The 18,384-nt window shown below is 63.8% G+C and carries 15 protein-coding genes and 1 tRNA gene; 5 read left to right on the top strand and 11 right to left on the bottom strand.

Annotated elements, in window-relative coordinates; translation table 11 throughout:
- Positions 1 to 3: 3 nt before the first annotated feature.
- From D3242_RS11580 to ssuD, 8 genes are all read right to left on the bottom strand, one after another.
- Positions 4 to 810 (bottom strand): ABC transporter ATP-binding protein, encoded by an 807-nt coding sequence (locus D3242_RS11580; RefSeq protein WP_064984423.1) that lies wholly within the window; start codon positions 808 to 810, stop codon positions 4 to 6.
- A gap of 79 nt (positions 811 to 889) precedes the next feature.
- Positions 890 to 2,227, bottom strand: a complete 1,338-nt coding sequence (locus D3242_RS11575) for an ABC transporter substrate-binding protein (protein WP_064984421.1) — start codon at positions 2,225 to 2,227, stop codon at positions 890 to 892.
- Between the two features lie 85 nt (positions 2,228 to 2,312).
- Positions 2,313 to 3,353, bottom strand: a complete 1,041-nt coding sequence (locus D3242_RS11570) for a branched-chain amino acid ABC transporter permease (RefSeq protein ID WP_064984419.1) — start codon at positions 3,351 to 3,353, stop codon at positions 2,313 to 2,315.
- A gap of 2 nt (positions 3,354 to 3,355) precedes the next feature.
- Complete coding sequence (locus tag D3242_RS11565; RefSeq protein WP_064984417.1) at positions 3,356 to 4,255, bottom strand: branched-chain amino acid ABC transporter permease; 900 nt, start codon at positions 4,253 to 4,255, stop codon at positions 3,356 to 3,358.
- Positions 4,252 to 5,178, bottom strand: a complete 927-nt coding sequence (locus D3242_RS11560; RefSeq protein ID WP_064984416.1) for an ABC transporter ATP-binding protein — start codon at positions 5,176 to 5,178, stop codon at positions 4,252 to 4,254. The genes D3242_RS11565 and D3242_RS11560 overlap by 4 nt, the downstream gene beginning before the upstream one ends.
- Positions 5,179 to 5,301: 123 nt before the next feature.
- Entirely contained in the window at positions 5,302 to 6,405 is a 1,104-nt protein-coding gene (sfnG, locus tag D3242_RS11555) for a dimethylsulfone monooxygenase SfnG (protein WP_064984414.1), read from the bottom strand.
- 165 nt (positions 6,406 to 6,570) lie between these two features.
- Complete coding sequence (locus D3242_RS11550; RefSeq protein ID WP_064984413.1) at positions 6,571 to 8,031, bottom strand: FAD/NAD(P)-binding protein; 1,461 nt, start codon at positions 8,029 to 8,031, stop codon at positions 6,571 to 6,573.
- The gene (gene ssuD, locus D3242_RS11545; RefSeq protein WP_019862794.1) at positions 8,028 to 9,200 is read right to left on the bottom strand and encodes an FMNH2-dependent alkanesulfonate monooxygenase; all 1,173 of its coding nucleotides are present in this window, start codon (positions 9,198 to 9,200) and stop codon (positions 8,028 to 8,030) included. Before ssuD ends, D3242_RS11550 begins: the two co-directional genes overlap by 4 nt.
- Before the next feature lie 717 nt (positions 9,201 to 9,917).
- On the opposite strand from ssuD, the gene D3242_RS11540 reads away from it, so the two are divergent.
- Positions 9,918 to 10,169 (top strand): hypothetical protein, encoded by a 252-nt coding sequence (locus D3242_RS11540; RefSeq protein WP_027047672.1) that lies wholly within the window; start codon positions 9,918 to 9,920, stop codon positions 10,167 to 10,169.
- Positions 10,170 to 10,664: 495 nt separating this feature from the next.
- Here the strand turns inward: D3242_RS11540 and D3242_RS11535 are convergent.
- A tRNA-Ala gene (locus D3242_RS11535) sits at positions 10,665 to 10,740 on the bottom strand.
- A gap of 171 nt (positions 10,741 to 10,911) precedes the next feature.
- Positions 10,912 to 11,298, bottom strand: coding sequence for a TIGR02300 family protein (locus D3242_RS11530; RefSeq protein WP_027047671.1), 387 nt, complete (start codon positions 11,296 to 11,298; stop codon positions 10,912 to 10,914).
- 206 nt (positions 11,299 to 11,504) lie between these two features.
- Between D3242_RS11530 and aroA the strand changes: the two genes are divergently transcribed.
- From aroA to D3242_RS11510, 4 genes are all read left to right on the top strand, one after another.
- A complete protein-coding gene (aroA, locus tag D3242_RS11525; protein ID WP_064984411.1) occupies positions 11,505 to 12,863 on the top strand; it encodes a 3-phosphoshikimate 1-carboxyvinyltransferase in 1,359 nt (452 codons plus the stop codon).
- Between the two features lie 79 nt (positions 12,864 to 12,942).
- Positions 12,943 to 13,593: a (d)CMP kinase gene (cmk, locus tag D3242_RS11520; RefSeq protein ID WP_019862791.1), complete on the top strand. Its 651-nt coding sequence runs from the start codon at positions 12,943 to 12,945 to the stop codon at positions 13,591 to 13,593.
- A gap of 209 nt (positions 13,594 to 13,802) precedes the next feature.
- Complete coding sequence (gene rpsA / locus D3242_RS11515; RefSeq protein WP_010913037.1) at positions 13,803 to 15,500, top strand: 30S ribosomal protein S1; 1,698 nt, start codon at positions 13,803 to 13,805, stop codon at positions 15,498 to 15,500.
- A gap of 134 nt (positions 15,501 to 15,634) precedes the next feature.
- Positions 15,635 to 17,500: a hypothetical protein gene (locus tag D3242_RS11510; RefSeq protein ID WP_064984410.1), complete on the top strand. Its 1,866-nt coding sequence runs from the start codon at positions 15,635 to 15,637 to the stop codon at positions 17,498 to 17,500.
- On the opposite strand, the gene D3242_RS11505 is transcribed toward D3242_RS11510, so the two are convergent.
- Positions 17,485 to 18,192: an SDR family NAD(P)-dependent oxidoreductase gene (locus D3242_RS11505; protein WP_019862788.1), complete on the bottom strand. Its 708-nt coding sequence runs from the start codon at positions 18,190 to 18,192 to the stop codon at positions 17,485 to 17,487. The two genes, D3242_RS11510 and D3242_RS11505, sit on opposite strands and share 16 nt — an antisense overlap.
- Positions 18,193 to 18,384 lie beyond the last annotated feature (192 nt).

Below are 18,384 nucleotides of genomic sequence, written 5' to 3'. Positions count from 1 at the left end.
TGTTCAAGCGACGGCATGGAGATGGGCTGGTTTGGCAGCCGGCGAGGGCTGTTGGCCGGTGGTCGATTGACCGAGATAGAAGGCGCGCACGTCCTCGCGCTGGCGAAGATTGGCAGCAGCGCCGGTGAGAACGGAGACGCCGTTTTCGAGCACCGTGGCGTGGTCGGCATAGCGCAGCGCGACAGCGGAATTCTGCTCGGCGACCAGGATCGACAGGCCGGTTTCGCGGTTGAGTTTTCTGAGTGTCTGGAAGATGTCCTGGACGATGAGCGGGGCCAGCCCCATCGACGGCTCGTCGAGAACCAGCAGACGCGGCCGCGACATCAGCGCCCGGCCGATCGCCGCCATCTGCTGCTCGCCGCCGGAGGTCAGTCCGGACAGGGTCCGACGCTTCTCCTTGAGACGGGGAAAATAGCCGTAGATCCGCTCGAGATCCGCGTTGATCTCGGCACGGCGGCCGCTGCGGCCGATGCCGCCGGCGACCAGGTTTTCCTCGACGGTGAGGCTCTTGAAGCAGTGGCGGCCTTCCAGCACCGACACCAGCCCGGCGCGCACCAGATCGCCGGGCTTGCGGCGAGAGACATCGGCGCCGTCATAGCGGATGCTACCGGCATTGACCTGGCCGCGTTCCGCCGGCAGCAGGTTGGAGACGGTCTTCAGCGTCGTGGTCTTGCCGGCGCCGTTGGCGCCGAGCAGCGCCAGGATTTCGCCGCGCCGGATCTCGAAGCTGACGCCGTGCAGCGCCGTGATGGCCTGGTTATAGGTGGCATGGATCGTGTCCACCGCAAGGATGACGTCATTGTCCGGCATGGGCTCTTCTTCCGCGGTTCGAGAACCGTAAGGAGCGGTGCGCCACGGAAAGCTGTCCGTGGCGCCCGGCATTGGCTGATCAGTTGGTGGTCACGGCGTTGGCATCATCGGCGGTGCGCAGCTTGATGCCCTTCTCGGCGGCATAGGCTTCGGCGGATTTCTCGATGATTGGCCGCAGCAGCGCCCAGTCCGGCGCGATCCAGTCGGAGACGACGTTCCACTTCTTGCCGTCCCACTGCTGGAAGGTCACGTAGCCTTCGCCCTCGTGATTGTCCCAGCTGACATTGATGGAGTGGAACAGGTCCTTGGCGCCGAGCGCCTCGACCTTGGCCGGATCGAGCTTGAGATGTTCGAAGCCCCAGCGGACTTCATCGCCGGTCAGCGTGCGGTGGCCGAATTTCTCTTGCGCGACACGGATCGCCTCGACATTGAGGATGCCGTTGACGATGCCGAGATTGTGGTAGACCGAGCCGATGCGCGACTTGTCTTCAAGGTTGCCCTTGCTGGCGCCGTAGACAGTCTTCACGATCTCCTGCACCACCGGATAGGTGTTGCCGGAGGCCTGGGTGGTGATGGCGGTGTAGCCCTTGGCGGCGTCGCCGGCCGGGATGACGTCCTCTTCCGAATTCGACCAGACATTGCCGACAATATGGTCGACGGGGAAGCCGACCTTGACCGCCGTCTTCAGCGCCACCGGGTTCATCACGCCCCAGCCGCGCAGGACGACGAAGTCCGGCTTGGCGCGGCGGATGGTCAGCCATTGCGACTGCTGCTCATTGCCGGGATGCGGCACCTCGATCTGCTGCACGGTGAAGCCGTATTTCTGCGCCAGCAATTCATAGATCGGGATGGTCTCCTTGCCGTAGGGCGAGCCGTGATAGAGCACGACGATCTTCTTGCCCTTGAGCTTGTCGATGCCGCCTTCCTTGGCGGCGATGTAGTTCACGATGCCTGATGTCTCGCTGTAGGGATTGAGCAGCAGCGGGAAGACGTAAGGGAAAACGCGGCCGTCGGTGGAGTCGGTGCGGCCATGGTTGACGGTGATCAACGGCACCTTGTCGGCGGTGATACGGTCGATCATGGCATAGGCGATGCCGACCGAAAGCGGATTCCATGCGGCCGCACCCGCATGGCTCTTCTGCCGCTCATAGCATTCGACGCCACGCTCGACCTCGTACTGGGTCTCGCATTCGTCCCAGGTCAGCTTGACGCCGTTGACGCCGCCGTCGCGGATGTTGATGAGATTGAGATAGTCGATGAAGCCGCCGAAAAAGCCGGTGCCGCCGGCCGCGTAGGGACCGACGCGATAGCTCTGCAGCGGAAAGTATTGTTCGTCGGCGTGGGCGGCCGGCAAGGCCACCGACACGATCATCGCCGCGGACAGCGCCGCCGCCTTGATTGTGCTGAGGAAGGTCATGGTCGAGATACTCCCGGTATGGGCCGTCTTGGTTCGGCCTCTGGTTCATTTTCCGATTCAGTTCGATGCGGTTGCCCCGCAGGGCTCATGTCGACTGCCAGGCGAACAGGAGCCGTCTTCGGATCCTGTCCCACAGGGCCACCAGCCCGTCGGGTTCCAGGATCAGAAACAGGATGATGAGGGCGCCGAGCACGATGCGCTGGCTCATGTCGAGGACGCCCGAGTCGAAGACATCGCCGAGCAGGAAGCCGCCGAGGCGCGACAGGCCAAGCGGGAAGACGACGATCAGGGCGGCGCCGAAGAAAGCGCCACGGATCGAAGCGAGGCCGCCGATGATGATGATGAACAGGATCTGGAACGAGCGGTCGAGATCGAAGCCGTCCGGCTCGACGGTCCTGAGATAGGCGAAGGCCCAGATGACGCCGGCAACGCCGATAATGAAGGAGGAGATGGCGAAGGCCAGCAGCTTGGTCTTCAGCACCGGAATGCCGATGATGCGGGCGGCGGTCTCGTTGTCGCGGATGGCAATGAAGTTGCGACCGGTCTGCGACGACACGAGCCGATAGGCGAGGAAGGTGAGGATGCTGACGATGGTCAGCGCAAAGAGATAGCGGCCGACGGCGCCATCCAGCGCAAGACCGCCGATAGACAGCCTCGGCGCGTCGATGACACCGGACGCCGAGTTGTTGGAGAACCAGCTGAACTTGGTCAGCGCCCATTGCACGAAGAACTGAGCGGCGAGCGTCGAGACGGCGAGATAGAACCCTTTCAGCCGTAGGCTCGGCAGGCCGAAGACGATGCCGATCGCGGCGGCGACGATGCCGGCGAGCACGATGCTGCCGATCAGCGGCAGGCCTTCAACACGCAGGTTGAAATTGTAGGCGGCGAAGGCGCCCGCCGCCATGAAGGCGGCGCTGCCCAGCGAGACCTGGCCGGCATAGCCGGTGAGGATGTTCAGCCCGACGCCGGCAAGACCGAGCGCCAGGAACGGCAGCAGGATGGCCTCGAACAGATAGCTCGAACCGATCAACGGCACGACGCCATAGGCAAAGGCAAGCAGCAGCACGGGCGCGATCCATTTCGGCAGCACCGGTGCGGAGGTGAGATCGCTTGTGATCGCGGCCATGCTCAGACCCTTTCCACGAGCTTCTGGCCGAACAGGCCGGAGGGGCGAATGAGCAGGAAGACCAGCGCCACGACATAGGCGAACCAGCTCTCGATGCCGCCGCCGAAATAGTCGCCGATATAGACCTCGGCGAGTTTCTCGCTGGCGCCGATCAAGAGGCCGCCGACGATGGCGCCGAGAATGGAATCGAAGCCGCCAAGCACCAGCACCGGCAGCGCCTTGAGCACCACCAGCGACAGGGAGAATTGCACGCCGAGGCGGGCGCCCCAGAGCAGACCCGCGACCAGCGCGACCAGGCCGGCGGCGGCCCAGACGGTCGCCCAGATCAGCGGCAGCCTGAGGCCGACAGCCAGGGCGGCGAACTGGTCGTCGGCAACGGCGCGGAAGGAGAGCCCGATGCGGGTGTAGCGGAAGAACAGCGACAGCAGCAGAACCATGCCGGCGGCGACCACCGCCGCGAAGATGTCGAACTGGCTGATCAGCACGCCGCCGACTTCCAGCGGCACATCCTCGATGCCGAGGTCGAGGCCGTGGACCTGCGTGCCCCAGATCAGCTGGGCAGCGCCCTCGATGATGTAGGACAGGCCGAGCGTCGCCATGAACAGCGTGATCGGCGGCTTGTTGGTGAGTGGCCTGAGCACCGTGCGCTCGATGGCGATGCCGATCGCCACCATAATGGCGAAGGTGGCCACCAGCGCCAGCGCGAAGGGAACGCCGCGCTCGACCAGGCTGACGAAGGTGAGTGCCGCAAACAAGAGCAGCGCGCCTTGCGCGAAATTGAGCACGCCTGATGTCTTGTAGATCAGCACGAAGCCGATCGCGACCAGCGAGTACATGACGCCGGAGAGCAGGCCGCCGACGAGCACTTCGATGAAGAACTGGTAGTCGAAATCGGCGATCATATGCCTGCCCCGTCCTCATTGTCGGAGGCGACGCCGAGATAGGCATCGATAACGCGCTGATCGTTCCTGACTTCGTCGGGCGTGGCGTCAGCGATCTTGCGGCCGTAGTCGAGAACGGCGATGCGGTCGGACAGGCCCATGACGACACCGACATCATGCTCGATCAGCACGACCGTGGTGGCGAAGCGGTCGCGCGCGGCACGCACGAAACTTGCCATCTCGCTCTTCTCGCTTGCGGTCATGCCGGCCATCGGTTCGTCGAGCAGAAGCAGGCGCGGCTCAGCGACCAGCGCGCGGGCCAGTTCGACCCGCTTCTGCAGCCCGTAAGGCAGCGTGCCTGCGAGGCGATCGCGAACCGCCGTGAGGTCGAGGAATTCGAGGATCTGGCCGGCGCGGCTCAGGGAGTCGCGCTGCTCGCCACGCGAGCGGCCGATGCCGAGCACCTGGCCGGCAAAATTGGAGCGGACCTTGTAGGCGAGGCCGGAGGCGACATTGTCGAGGACGCTTAGGCCCTTGAACAGAGCAAGGTTCTGAAACGTCCTGGCGACGCCGAGATGCGCCAGCCGCTGCGTCGGCACCTGGCCATAACGGACGCCATCGAGCAGGACATGGCCTCGATCCGGCCGGTAGACGCCGCTGATGACGTTGATCAGCGAACTCTTGCCGGCGCCGTTCGGGCCTATGATGGCGCGAATCTCGCCGGGATTCACCGACAGCTCGATATCGGCCAGCGCGACGACGCCGCCGAACGACAGGCCGATGCCCTGCAGGGCGAGCAACGGAGCGGCGGCATCCGCGATCGACCCTGCCGGCACGATGCCAACGGCGGACGACTGGGGCGTTGACGGCAGGCCGCGCGCGAAAACTTCCGGCGCGTAGACCGAGGCGTCCATCATTCCAAGGGCATAGCTGGCCAAGGGCATTCCAGTCGTCCTCGATTGCTTCAGCAGGCGCACGAATCCTCATCGCCGCCCGATCGATCGAGCGCGCTGGGGAACCTTCATTGGTGTGCAGGCCGGACAGTCCGGCCTGCTTTTTGAAAAGGGCTATTCCGCTGCCAGCGATGCGGCCTGCTCGGCATTTTCCAGTTCGCGGACCAGCGGGATGACATGCTTGCCGAAGTACTCGACCTCTTCCTGGAAGTGCAGGAAGCCGAGCAGGATGAGATCGGCGCCGGCGCGCTTGAGATCGACGATGCGCTCGGCGACCTGCCTTGGCGTGCCGATCAGGTTCGAACGGAAGCCGTCATTGTACTGGACCAGATCGTCGAAGGAGGATTTTGCCCAGTTGCCCTCGCCTTCCGGCGAGGCCTTGCCGGCATTCTTGACCTCGTGGCCGAAGGCGTTGACCGCTTCGGGGTTGGCCTTGGCGATGATTTCGGCGAGCACCGCCTTGGCCTCGTCCTCCGTCTCGCGGACGATGGCGAAGGCGTTGACGCCAACCTTGACCGAATGGTTGTTGGCCTTCGCCTTGGCCCTGATGTCATCCACCTGCTTGGCGATTTCGGCCGGCGTGTTGCCGTTGGTGAAGTACCAGTCCGAGACACGCGAGGCCATGTCGCGCGCGGCACGCGACGAGCCACCCTGGAAGATTTCCGGCAAAGGCTGTGGCGGCTTCGGCTTCAGTGAATATTCGTTGAAGCGGTAGAAATCGCCGCGGAAGGTGAAGCTGTCCTGCGTCCATATTCCACGCAAGGCGCGGATGAATTCCTCGGAGCGGCGGTAGCGCTCGTCATGGTCGAGCCAGTGCTCTCCGATGGCGTGGAACTCGCCGCGGAACCAGCCGGAGACGAGGTTGATGGCGACGCGGCCATTGGTCAGGTAGCTGATGGTGGCGAGCTGCTTTGCGGCCAGCGCCGGATTCCACGGCCCGGGCAGGATCGCCGCGATCACCTTCAGCGTCGTGGTGGCCGCCAGCAGATCATGGCTGAAGGCAACCGATTCATGCTGTTCGTCGGCGCCGTAGCCGGCGGTGAAACGGATCTGGCTCAGCGCATAGTCGAAGCCGGCCTTCTCCGCGATCTGCGCCAGCTTGCGGTTATATTCGGCCGAATGGTTGGTGCGCTGCTCGATGTTGGAAATCACCAGGCCGCCCGAAACATTCGGCACCCAGTAGGCGAACTTGACCGCGTCGGTTGCTGCGTGTGCCATGAACTGTCTCCCCTTCAGGCCGTGTCATTGATCGGTCCGGCGTGGCCGGAGCTCACCGATATTTATTATGTCTACTGATTATATATACAAAGTAGGATTTTCCGTTTTTGCCGGCCGCTTGGGACGGAAATACCAATTTTGCCCGGCCAGGCCGGCTTCAGCTTGTCAGCGCACGGTCGCAACGTCGCTGGCATTGGCGCCAACCGCCTGGACGGACGGAAACCCGTCGACCAGCCTTGCGATCTCGGTCGCGACCATCTGGGCATGGCGGGCGACCTCCGGCAGGCCCATGAGTTCGCCGAAGGTGCCCCGCGCCAGCGGACCGGCGACAAAGAGCCCGGCGACCGCCTCGCCATCGCGGCCGATGGCGCGGCTGTCGAGATTTGTCTCAATGCCGAGTCCGTAGGCGTCGACCCTGATCAACCCGGCCTCGGCCAGGGAGCGCAGCGCCGGATTGAGCTGAAGCGCCCGCCCATGGGCAGGCCCCGTCGTGTTGATGACGGCATCGAAGCGTGCGGTCTCGATCCGAGTCTGGCCGCGCCGCTGAAAGCTGACCGCGAGGTTCTCGCCCTCGTCGTTCGACGCGACAAGCCTGGCGGCGATGGTGTCGAACGTGCCGGCGGCCTTGCGGCGGTCGAGCACGGAAGCAATTTGCGGGGCGATCCTGAAGCGATGCACGTCCCAGAACACGCGCAGCCGGCGGACGAGCCTTGCACGTTCTGATGGAGCAAGCGCGGCCCACAGAACCGGCCCCTGCAGGCGCAACTGGTCGAAGACGGACTGCCAGTTGACATTGGCCTCGCGCGCCGCCGCCAGCGTCACGCGGATTTTGCGAAGCAGACCGAGCGCCGATGTGGCCGGCGCCGATGCGAAATCGCCGAAGGGTTCGCCCCTGACATCAGGATGGCCGCGCGAGCGAAGTCCGCGGCGCGACAGCGCCAGGACGCGGCCGCGATGGCCGCGGCGGTCGAGCTCCGCGACCATGTCGGCCGAGGTCAGCCCGGAGCCGACGATCAGCACCGAAGCTTGCCGGTCGATCCTGGCAAGTGCCGACGCTGCGTAGGGATCGGCGACAAAACCCGGCGCTTCGGCAAGGGAAGCAAGCGCTGCCGGGATTGCGGGAGCAGGATGCGTGGCGGCGAGAACGACAATGTCGGCGATGACAGGTCCGGCGGAGGTCTGCACAGCCCAGCCCGCGCCATTGGCTTCGCGTGTCACGCCTGTGGCGAGACAGCCGACATGACGGACCGCGCCTGAAGCCAGATAGGGCGCGAGGTGCTCGGCGACATAGCGGCCGAACACCCGCCGGCGCGGATAGGCGTCGCCATTCTTCCAGATCGCGTCCGCATCACGCTCGAGTTCGCCGGAGCCGGCCAGCCAGCGGGCAAAATGCTGCGGGTCGTCGGGAGCGATGCTCATTCTGACGGCCGGCACATTGACCCGGTGCGACGGCTCTTCGCTGGAATAGGCCAGGCCGCCGCCGAGCGTGGGGCGTGGCTCGATCACCGAGACCAACAGGCGCTCCGGCCGATGCGCCCGCGCCAGATGCCAGGCCAGCGCCGCGCCGGAAAAGCCGCCGCCGATGATGGCGACGCGCAGTCGGCTGACCGGAGGCAGCGCGTTCACGAGGCGCTGGCGAGCGACTTCGGCCGATGGTCGCCGGCGATGGTCTCGCCGAACGGGCCGGTGTTGACGGATGCGCCGGCGGCTTTGACCGGATGATCGGTTGGCAATTTCGGCAGCACCAGTTCGCCAAAACGATAGGCTTCTTCCAGATGCGGGTAGCCGGACAGAATGAAGGTGTCGATGCCGAGGCGCCGGTACTCATCGATGCGCTCGGCGATGGTGTCGGGGTCGCCGACCAGGGCTGTCCCCGCGCCGCCGCGCACCAGGCCGACACCGGCCCACAGATTGGGGGCGATCTCGAGCTTGGCGCGATCGCCGCCATGCAGCGCGCTCATCCGCGCCTGGCCGACCGAATCCATGCGGGCAAAGACCTTCTGGGCCGAAGCAATGGTCGCGTCGTCGAGGCGGCTGATCAGCCGGTCGGCGGCGGCCCAGGCCTCCTCGGTGGTTTCGCGTGCGATGACATGCAGGCGAATGCCGAAGGAGAGTTTTCGGCCTGCCTTTTCGGCCAGGTCACGCACGGCGTCCAGCTTGCGCTCGACATCGGCGGGCGGTTCGCCCCACGTCAGATATTTGTCGATCTCCTGCGCCGCCACTGTCGACCCGGCATCGGACGAGCCGCCAAAATAGAGCGGCGGATAGGGCGTCTGCACGGGCGGGAACAGCAGCCTGCCATCCTCGATGTGGAAATGCTTGCCCTTGTGCTCGACCGTCTCACCGCTCAGCACGCGCTTGTAGATCCGCAGGAATTCCTGCGTCACCTCGTAGCGCTCGGCATGCGACAGGAAAATGCCATCACCCTTGTTCTCAAGCGGATCGCCGCCGGTGACGACATTGATCAGCAGGCGGCCATTGGAGATGCGGTCGAGCGTCGCCGTCATACGCGCGGCGAGCGTCGGCGACTGCAAGCCGGGCCGCACGGCGACCAGGAAACGCAGCCGCTCGGTCAGCGGCACCAGCGCCGAGGCGATCACCCAGGAATCCTCGCACGACCGGCCGGTCGGCAGCAGCGCGCCGTAATAGCCCAGCGTGTCGGCGGCCTTCGCCACTTGCGTCAGGTAGGGCAGATCGACCGATCGGCCGCCCTCAGCGGTGCCGAGATAGCGGCTGTCGCCATGTGTCGGTAGAAACCAGAGGACCTTGATGCGGTCCGGAACGTCGCCGGTCATGGCCTGCCTCCCGCGAGCCGGTGGCGATGGCGGACTGTTCCTGGCGGGGTTGAGAGCGAGCGCAAAGAGGCGGGCATGGCGGAATCCTGTCCGGGAAACAGATCGTCCGCACTTTGCTTATTCTATAAACTCTGTAGAGTTAGTTTATTCCAAATCCGCCGTTGAAACTGGAAATTCTCTTCGATCGATCTAACCGGCGCCTGATCCTCGGCGGGCTCGCTGGCGTCAGGCCCTGGCGGATTGGAGAACCCTGCTTGGCGGCTTTCCGTTGCAGCGCATCGGGCGCCTGGAGGTGGCTCAAGCCGAGAAATGATGACTGGGAAAGTCACATGCATTCCGGACTTCGAAGGCATGCGGGCTAGGAGCAACCGAGAACTGCTGGAAGCCGACGTTCGATCGAGGTGAAGGCGCTATCGATTGCCCTCCGGACACGTGATCGGGCGTCCCGACAGTCGGAGGGGCCGAAACTCGCGCTGGCGAGGTTCGCTCCGTCCCTTCCGACCCCTAGGTGCATATTAGCCACAGGTAATGTTAATCAGCTATCCGGTCTTGCAATCGTCGGCATAGGTGTCCCTTAATGGGTCACCGTGTCTGGCACCGTCATTGCACTGTCGGCAATGCCGGCGACATCTCTCACCCAGCAATCGGGGGGCAGATGGGGGGCCCCGCCGCTTCGCAAATGGAGCGGCGGGCTATCGACAACGGGGGCGGGCAATCATGTATTTTCCGCAATTTTTGGTGGGGATGTTCACCACGTCGGCCGTAGTGGCGATCTGGGCCGAAATGGAAACCGGATCTGTCGGCAAAGCGCTCGTTTGGACCGTCCTCACGCTGATGATGCTGCAGGTTGGATATTTCCTGCTGGCATTTGGGCTTTTCTATAAGCGCTCGACGGAAAGCACCGATACAGAACCGGACACTGCTCATCAGCCCGTCCGTCGAGACGGTAGCGTCTCATCGGGCCGATGATGACCGACAAGCCGGCCGCAACCTACTGTGAGCATGACGCCGCCTACGGGCAATTCCAGGAAAAGTGTGAGCGGTTTTCCGTCTGGAATTGCGTCAAAACAAAGAGTTAGTGCGGTTCGCCGTTTCCACGAAACGGTGAAACGCTCTAAGGGCGAAGTGATGGGGTGGCCAGCGCCCCGTCAAGCCAAAGCTATTTGGCCGTCATCTGCTTGCGCCATCCCAAGGTCTGTCGAACGATCCCGACCATACACCGCGCTTGGTTGCCGCGCATTTGCACGACGAAGTGAAGCTTCCGTACCAAGAGCAGTCCTAAAGGCTTGCGGTGCTGGTGAAACTTGAGGCTCGGTCGCGGCTTTCCCGCTTTTTCCTGTCAGTCCCCCCTCGCAAACTTGGTCTCGGAGTCGAAAAACGCTCCTGGCCGTGCCCCGGCAGGTTTCCGAATGGCAGCCTCGGACACGCAAACGGCAAATAACTTGAAAACATTGGGAGACTGTTTGGTGGAGCCAATCGGAATCGAACCGACGACCTCTTGAATGCCATTCAAGCGCTCTCCCAACTGAGCTATGGCCCCACTCCCGGCAGTCAGCCGGCGCCGTTTCCGGCGAAGAGATCAGCGCGGTTGGAACACCGCGCCGTTAGTGCAGGCGGCTTCTAACCCCGCCTTTCTCAGATATCAAGCCTTGATGAGCGGCTTTTTGTTCACAGGCCGAGAAAGCCTGCAAACGCTTACGTTTCAGGCCTATCAGACCTCGTCGTCGTCGTCGCCGACGCCGATCATGTCGGCAACGTCGTCGTCTTCTTCCTCTTCGTCGGCAAGGAAAGTGTCATCCTCATCGTCGCCGAGGTCGACGTCCTCGTCATCGCCGAGATCGGGCAGGTCGTCGCCCTTGACGTCGTCGTCGGCCTCTTCGAGCGAGACGACTTCAACGCCCTCTTCGTCCTCGGCGTCCACTTCCTTCTCGGCCACTTCCTCTTCCTCCTCGAGGGCGGCGATCTTGCCTTCCTCGAAATAGGAACGCGGATAGGTCTTGCCGGTGTAGGGCGAGACAATCGGGTCCTTGTTCAGGTCGTAGAATTTTCGACCCGTCTCGGGGTCGATACGCTTTGTGCCAAGTTCGGTTTTTGCCACGGCAAGCCTCGTCAATAAAAGAGTGGTCCCCTTAACCACTGTTTGCGGCGCTGTCAAAGCCAAAAGCCGGCGTCACAAAACCAAGTCCTGAAAGGCCTCGCGGCAAGTGACGACCATGGGGATGACCATTTCGCCTCGCCGTGATACGAGACCGCCGCAACAAATGAAAAGCGCCGGCCCGCCGGCATTCCGTTCAGGGAAATTCCATGTCTCACGCCGCCGCTGCCAAGCCGGCCACCGCCCGCAAATCTCAAGCCCTTTCCGGCACCGCGCGCGTGCCGGGCGACAAGTCGATCTCGCACCGCTCCTTCATGTTCGGCGGCCTCGCCTCCGGCGAAACCCGCATCACCGGCCTGCTCGAGGGCGAGGACGTGATGCGCACAGGCGCGGCCATGAAGGCGATGGGCGCGCATATCGAGAAGCACGGCGCCGAATGGGTGATCCGCGGCACCGGCAACGGCGCGCTGCTGCAGCCGGAAGGCCCGCTCGACTTCGGCAATGCCGGCACCGGCTCGCGGCTGACCATGGGTCTCGTCGGCACCTATGACATGGAGACCACCTTCATCGGCGACGCCTCGCTGTCCGGTCGGCCGATGGGCCGCGTGCTGGAGCCGTTGCGCCAGATGGGCGTGCAGGTGTTGAAGGCGACGCCGGGCGACCGCATGCCGATCACGCTGCATGGCCCCAAGCACGCCGCCCCGATCACCTACCGCGTGCCGATGGCCTCGGCGCAGGTGAAATCGGCCGTGCTGCTCGCCGGCCTCAACACGCCGGGCATCACCACCGTCATCGAACCTGTCATGACGCGCGACCACACTGAAAAGATGCTCAAAGGCTTCGGCGCCAACCTGTCGGTCGAGACCGACGAACGCGGCGTGCGCCATATCTTCATCGAGGGTCAGGGCAAGCTGACCGGCCAGGTGATCGCCGTGCCCGGCGACCCGTCCTCTGCCGGCTTCCCGCTGGTCGCCGCGCTGATCGTGCCGGGCTCGGACATCGTGATCGAAAACGTGCTGATGAACCCGACCCGCACCGGTCTGCTGCTGACGCTGCAGGAAATGGGCGGCCAGATCGACATCTTGAACCCACGCAATGCCGGCGGCGAGGATGTCGCCGATCTGCACGTGCGTTATTCCGAACTCAAGGGCGTCACCGTGCCGCCGGAGCGGGCACCGTCGATGATCGACGAGTACCCGGTGCTGGCTGTCGCCGCCAGCTTCGCCGAGGGCGAGACGCTGATGCAGGGGCTGGAAGAATTGCGCGTGAAGGAATCCGACCGGCTGTCGGCCGTCGCCAACGGGCTGAAGCTCAACGGCGTCGACTGCAACGAGGGCGAGGCGTCGCTTGCCGTGCGCGGCAGGCCGGGCGGCAAGGGCCTCGGCGGCCATCCCAACGGCCTGGATACGACGGTGCAGACACATCTCGACCACCGCATCGCCATGAGCTTTCTGGTCATGGGGCTGGCGACGGAAAAGCCTGTCACCATCGACGACCAGGCGATGATCGCGACGAGCTTTCCGGAGTTCATGGGACTGATGACGGGGCTCGGGGCGGAGATCGGGTGACGGTCGTGGCAACCAACAGCCGCGGCACTTTGGGAGGCGGCGAAGGATCTCGGCGCCCAACCCTTTCGTTGGCCAGCCAATGACTCACGTCTTCACCATTGCCATAGACGGCCCTGCCGGTGCAGGCAAAGGCACACTCGCCCGGCGTCTCGCCGACCACTACCGGCTGAACCTGCTCGACACCGGCCTCACCTATCGGGCGGTCGCCTATGCATTGCTTCAGCATGCGCTCCCGCTCGACAATGTCTCGGCGGCCGAGACCGCGGCGCGCCAGGTCGATATGGCAAAGCTCGACCGGGCGGTGCTGTCGGCGCATGCCATCGGCGAGGCCGCCTCGAAAGTTGCGGTGTATCCGACGGTGCGGCGCATTCTCGTGGAAAAGCAGCGCGCCTTCGCCAGGACGCCGCCGGGCGCGGTGCTGGACGGGCGCGACATCGGCACGGTCGTGTGCCCTGATGCCGACATCAAACTCTATGTGACGGCGAGCGCGGAGGTACGCGCCAAGCGCCGGCTGGCAGAGATCGAAAGCATCGGCGGCACCGCCAATTTCGCCGAAATCCTCGCCGATATCATGCGCCGCGACGAGCGCGACATGGGCCGTGCCGACTCGCCCTTGAAGCCGGCCGCCGACGCGCACTTGCTAGATACCAGCGAAATGGCTATAGAAGCCGCGTTTCTCGCGGCCATGGCGATCGTTGACGACGTGCTGGCCAGGAGAAACAACGCCTGATCCGGGTTTTCTCCCGCGTTTCCGTTGCCGGAAGCGCAGAAAATACCCATATCGGGCACGAACCAGCCTGCCAGCATTCTTCATGCGCCGGAATTGCCGCTTAAAATGCGGCCCAGGGCTTTTTTAAGTCCGGAACGCCGGCAGGCCAACGCAACGCTAGCCCACGGCGCCCGTCCCGCTCAGAGATGCGGGGCACTCCAGGAGAAACAATGTCAGCTGCAAATCCCACTCGCGACGATTTCGCGAGCCTGCTCGAAGAATCATTCACTACCGGCCATTCCGGCGAAGGTCAGGTCGTCAAGGGCACGATCACCGCGATCGAAAAGGACATGGCCATCATCGACGTCGGCCTCAAGGTCGAAGGCCGCGTGCCGCTGAAGGAATTCGGCGTCAAGGGCAAGGACACCACCCTCAAGGTCGGTGACACCGTCGAAGTTTATGTCGAGCGCATCGAGAACGCGCTTGGCGAAGCGATGCTTTCCCGCGAGAAGGCCCGCCGCGAAGAGAGCTGGGTCCGTCTCGAAGAGAAGTTCACCAAGGGTGAGCGCGTCGAAGGCGTCATCTTCAACCAGGTCAAGGGCGGCTTCACCGTCGACCTCGACGGCGCCGTGGCCTTCCTGCCGCGCAGCCAGGTCGATATCCGCCCGATCCGCGACGTCTCCCCGCTGATGCACAACCCGCAGCCCTTCGAGATCCTCAAGATGGATCGCCGCCGCGGCAACATCGTGGTGTCGCGCCGCACCGTGCTCGAGGAGAGCCGCGCCGAACAGCGTTCGGAAATCGTGCAGAACCTCGAAGAAGGCCAGGTTGTCGAAGGCGTCGTCAAGAACATCACCGACTACGGTGCGTTCGTCGACCTCGGCGGCATCGACGGCCTGCTGCATGTCACCGACATGGCCTGGCGCCGCGTCAATCATCCGACCGAAATTCTCAACATCGGTCAGACGGTCAAGGTGCAGATCATCCGCATCAACCAGGAAACCCACCGTATCTCGCTCGGCATGAAGCAGCTCGAGAGCGATCCGTGGTCCGAGATCGGCACCAAGTTCCCGATCGGCAAGAAGATCAAAGGCACCGTCACCAACATCACCGACTACGGCGCGTTCGTCGAACTGGAGCCGGGCATCGAAGGTCTCATCCACGTTTCGGAAATGTCGTGGACCAAGAAGAACGTGCATCCCGGCAAGATCCTGTCGACGACCCAGGAAGTCGACGTGGTGGTGCTCGAGGTCGATCCGGCCAAGCGCCGCATCTCGCTCGGCCTCAAGCAGACGCTCGAGAACCCGTGGGAAGCCTTCGCGCGCAACCATCCGGTCGGCAGCCAGGTCGAGGGCGAGGTCAAGAACAAGACCGAGTTCGGCCTGTTCATCGGTCTGGAAGGCGACGTGGACGGCATGGTGCACCTCTCCGACCTCGACTGGACCCGTCCGGGCGAGCAGGTCATCGAAGAGTACAATCGCGGCGACATGGTCAAGGCGCAGGTGCTCGACGTCGACATCGAGAAGGAGCGCATCTCGCTCGGCATCAAGCAGCTGGCCCGCGACACGGTCGGCGAAGCAGCGACTTCCGGAGAACTGCGCAAGAACGCCGTGGTCACCTGTGAAGTCATCGGCGTCAAGGATGGCGGTCTGGAAGTGCGGCTGGTCGACAGCGGCATCGAGACCTTCATCAAGCGCTCCGATCTTAGCCGTGACCGCGACGAGCAGCGCCCAGAGCGCTTCACCGTCGGCCAGAAGGTCGATGCCCGCGTCATCGCCTTCGACAAGAAGACCCGCAAGCTGCAGGTCTCGATCAAGGCGCTGGAAATCGCCGAAGAGAAGGAGGCGGTCGCCCAGTACGGCTCGACCGACTCCGGCGCTTCGCTGGGCGATATCCTGGGTGCCGCGCTGAAGAAGCAGGGCAACTAAGGCGTCAGCCATCGACAGCACGCCTCGCGTGCGGCCTTACAAAAAAGACCCGCCGGAGCGATCCGGCGGGTCTTTTTCTTTACGAGAACATAAACTTCATCGCGTATTTGCCGGTGGTCCAACGGAATACTTCCATGAGCACTGGCGCCAATCGTGCCGCTGCGCAGCCTTCGGGGTTGCTGCGCCTTTACACCAGCTCGCCTGTCCTGTTCTGCTTTTGCGCGATGGCGATCCTGACGACCGCTCTGTGGTCTCTGGGCTTCCAGCTCAACAATGACGCGGACGATCTCCTCAAGCTGCACGAAATCCGTACTTTGCTTGAAACGGGCAATATCTTCGACCGCACGCTGCCCGGCATCGTCCAGCCAGAGCCCTATGTCTCACACTGGCCGTGGATCGTGGACTTGCCCTACGCCGCCTTCGCGCGCCTGTTGGCGCCGTTTGCCGGCTTCGAGCCGGCTCTGACGCTGGCAAGCTTTGCCGTCCCGCTGCTGCTGTTGGCGCCCGCGCTCTATTTCTACAATCGGCTGGTGACAGCCATCGGCTTTGCCTACCCGGCCGTTGCATTGCCGTTGGCTTTGATCTTTGCCGCGCGCAGCTTTTTCGAATTCGCCCCGGGACGGATCGACTATCACAATCTGCAAATCCTGCTTCTGCTGGCGGCGCTGGTTTTGATGATGTCGCAGAACCGCCTTTCGGCCTTCGTCAACGGGCTGCTGACGGCCCTGGCAATCGCCGTCAGCGCCGAATTCGCGCCGTTCTACGCCCTGGTGATGGCGGTCTATGCCTTCGACTGGATCTTCGACCGCGAGGGCGGCCAAAACAGGATCATCGGTTTCGGGCTGGCCTTGACCGCCGGTGCAATCGGCCTGTTCGCGGCGATCGTGCCGCCTTCTGCCTATGCCGCGGTCAGATGCGACACCTATTCGACGCCGCATGTCACGGCATTGGTCGCGGCCGGGCTCTCGTTCGCCTTCGTGCCCTTGCTTGCCGGCCGGCGTGTAGGGTGGCCGATGCGAACAGCAATCCTACTGGTGTTCGCGGCGGCCAGCGCGGCGGTGCTGGCGGGGTTGTTCCCGCAATGCCTGGCCAGCCCCTATGCCTCGATCGACGCCTATGTCCGCGACAACATGATCAACAGAATTCTCCAGGAATTGAGCCTGTTTCGGCGCCCTGATGTCGTCCTGTCGACGGGTTTTCTCAGCATGGCGCTGCTGTTTATCGGCGCGCTCGCGCCAGCCGTGATCTGCGCCAGGCCGGAAGGTCGAAGCCGGCCTGTCGTCATATTGGCGCTGTTCTCGCTGCTCTCGCTGGCGCTTGCGATCGGTTACATCCGCTACTACCGCTACCTGCCGATCTTCTCCGGCATCGGCCTCATCTTCGCCCTGGCGAACCTCCTGCCGAGTGCGGGGCTGGGTCGCTATTTGAAATCTCCGGTGCCGGCGGCATCGCACAGATACGCATTGATCCTGCCCGGTCTGGTTTTGTCCGGAGCAATGGCGCTGTACCACCTGTCGGTAAAACCGGCGCAAGCGGCGGTTCCCGCCGCCGAACTCGCCGACGGCTGCTATTACAGCCCTTTTGAACCGGAACAGGGTTGGCCCTCTGGCGCCGTCGTTCTTTCTCCCCCGCTGATCGGCTCACGTTTCGTCGCCCTCGCCGAAGGTCCGAAGGTGGTGACGATCCCCAACCATCCATCGGCCAAGGGCATCGAGCGCAGCTATCGTTTCCTCGATCCGGCGACCGCCGACCCCCGCGCGATACTCGATGCGTCCAAGGCAACGCATGTCGCGATTTGCGCCTGGCGAGGCCCGCCATTGCCGGGACTGGAAGCCGCCTATCCATTCGCGGCGGGCCTGATTGAAGGCCGGCCGCCGGCATGGTTGCGGGAGTGCCCGACGAAAGCTTCATCGCCGCTGCGCATCTACAGCTATCGTAATGCCGATGGATCGGATGCCGCGTGCCCGACTTCGACGCTCGCCGCTCAGGCCCGGCCGTAGAGCGGCACCAGCGTTCCGCTCATCGCCTGGTTGGCCGGCGAGGCGAGATAGGCGATGGCTTCGGCCGCTGCTTCCAGGCTGACCCATTTGCTGAAATCGGCATCCGGCATGTCGGCGCGGTTTGCCGGCGTGTCGAGCGTCGACGGGGCCACGGCATTGACCAGGATGCCCTTGGCCTTGAGTTCTTCGGCCATCGCCACCGTCATGGCCGCGACCGCCGCCTTGCTGGCGGTGTAGGCGACCATGCCGGCGCCGCGCCTGGGGTCGAGCCCGGCGCGCGCGGTGACGTTGACGATGCGGCCTGATGTGCCCGACGCCAGCATCGATCGGATCGCCGCGCGGCTGCACAGGAAGGTAGTGCGGGCGTTGGTGTCCATCATCTCGGCAAAGGATGCCGATTCGATCTTTTCCACCGGCGCCATGGTGAAGCCGCCGGCGAGATGGATCGATCCCCACAAGGCAGGAACCTGGGCATAGAAGGCTTCGACCTTGGCGGAGTCCGACAGGTCGACATTGTGCGCCAGCTTGACGTTGTCGTGGGCGGTGAAAGGAAATTGCTGGGGTGCCGCGGCGTGTGCGTTCGGCACGTGGCAGATGGCGCCCTGTTCCAGCAGCCGGCCAACCACCGCACCGCCGAGAGCGCCGGTCCCACCGGTCACAACGATATGCCTGCCTTGAAGTGTTTCCGTCATCCTGGACCGCTCCTGTCGTGTTTTTATGATTGTGTCGCTTGTTGTGCCGCCCTGACGCGAAGCGTCGCGCCTTTCGGGCGATCACTCAATTGATATCTCGACATGGCAGCCGTCGCGTCTTTGCATGCGTCACAACGCATATTATGGCAATGGCTTCAGCCATACGGCCGTTGCGGTACAACAGGCGAGCCG

The organism is Mesorhizobium jarvisii (assembly GCF_003601985.1).
GTDB classification, from domain to species: domain Bacteria; phylum Pseudomonadota; class Alphaproteobacteria; order Rhizobiales; family Rhizobiaceae; genus Mesorhizobium; species Mesorhizobium jarvisii.
Note: the sequence above shows the minus strand (reverse complement) of the source record. Positions and strands in the feature narration are given on the sequence as shown.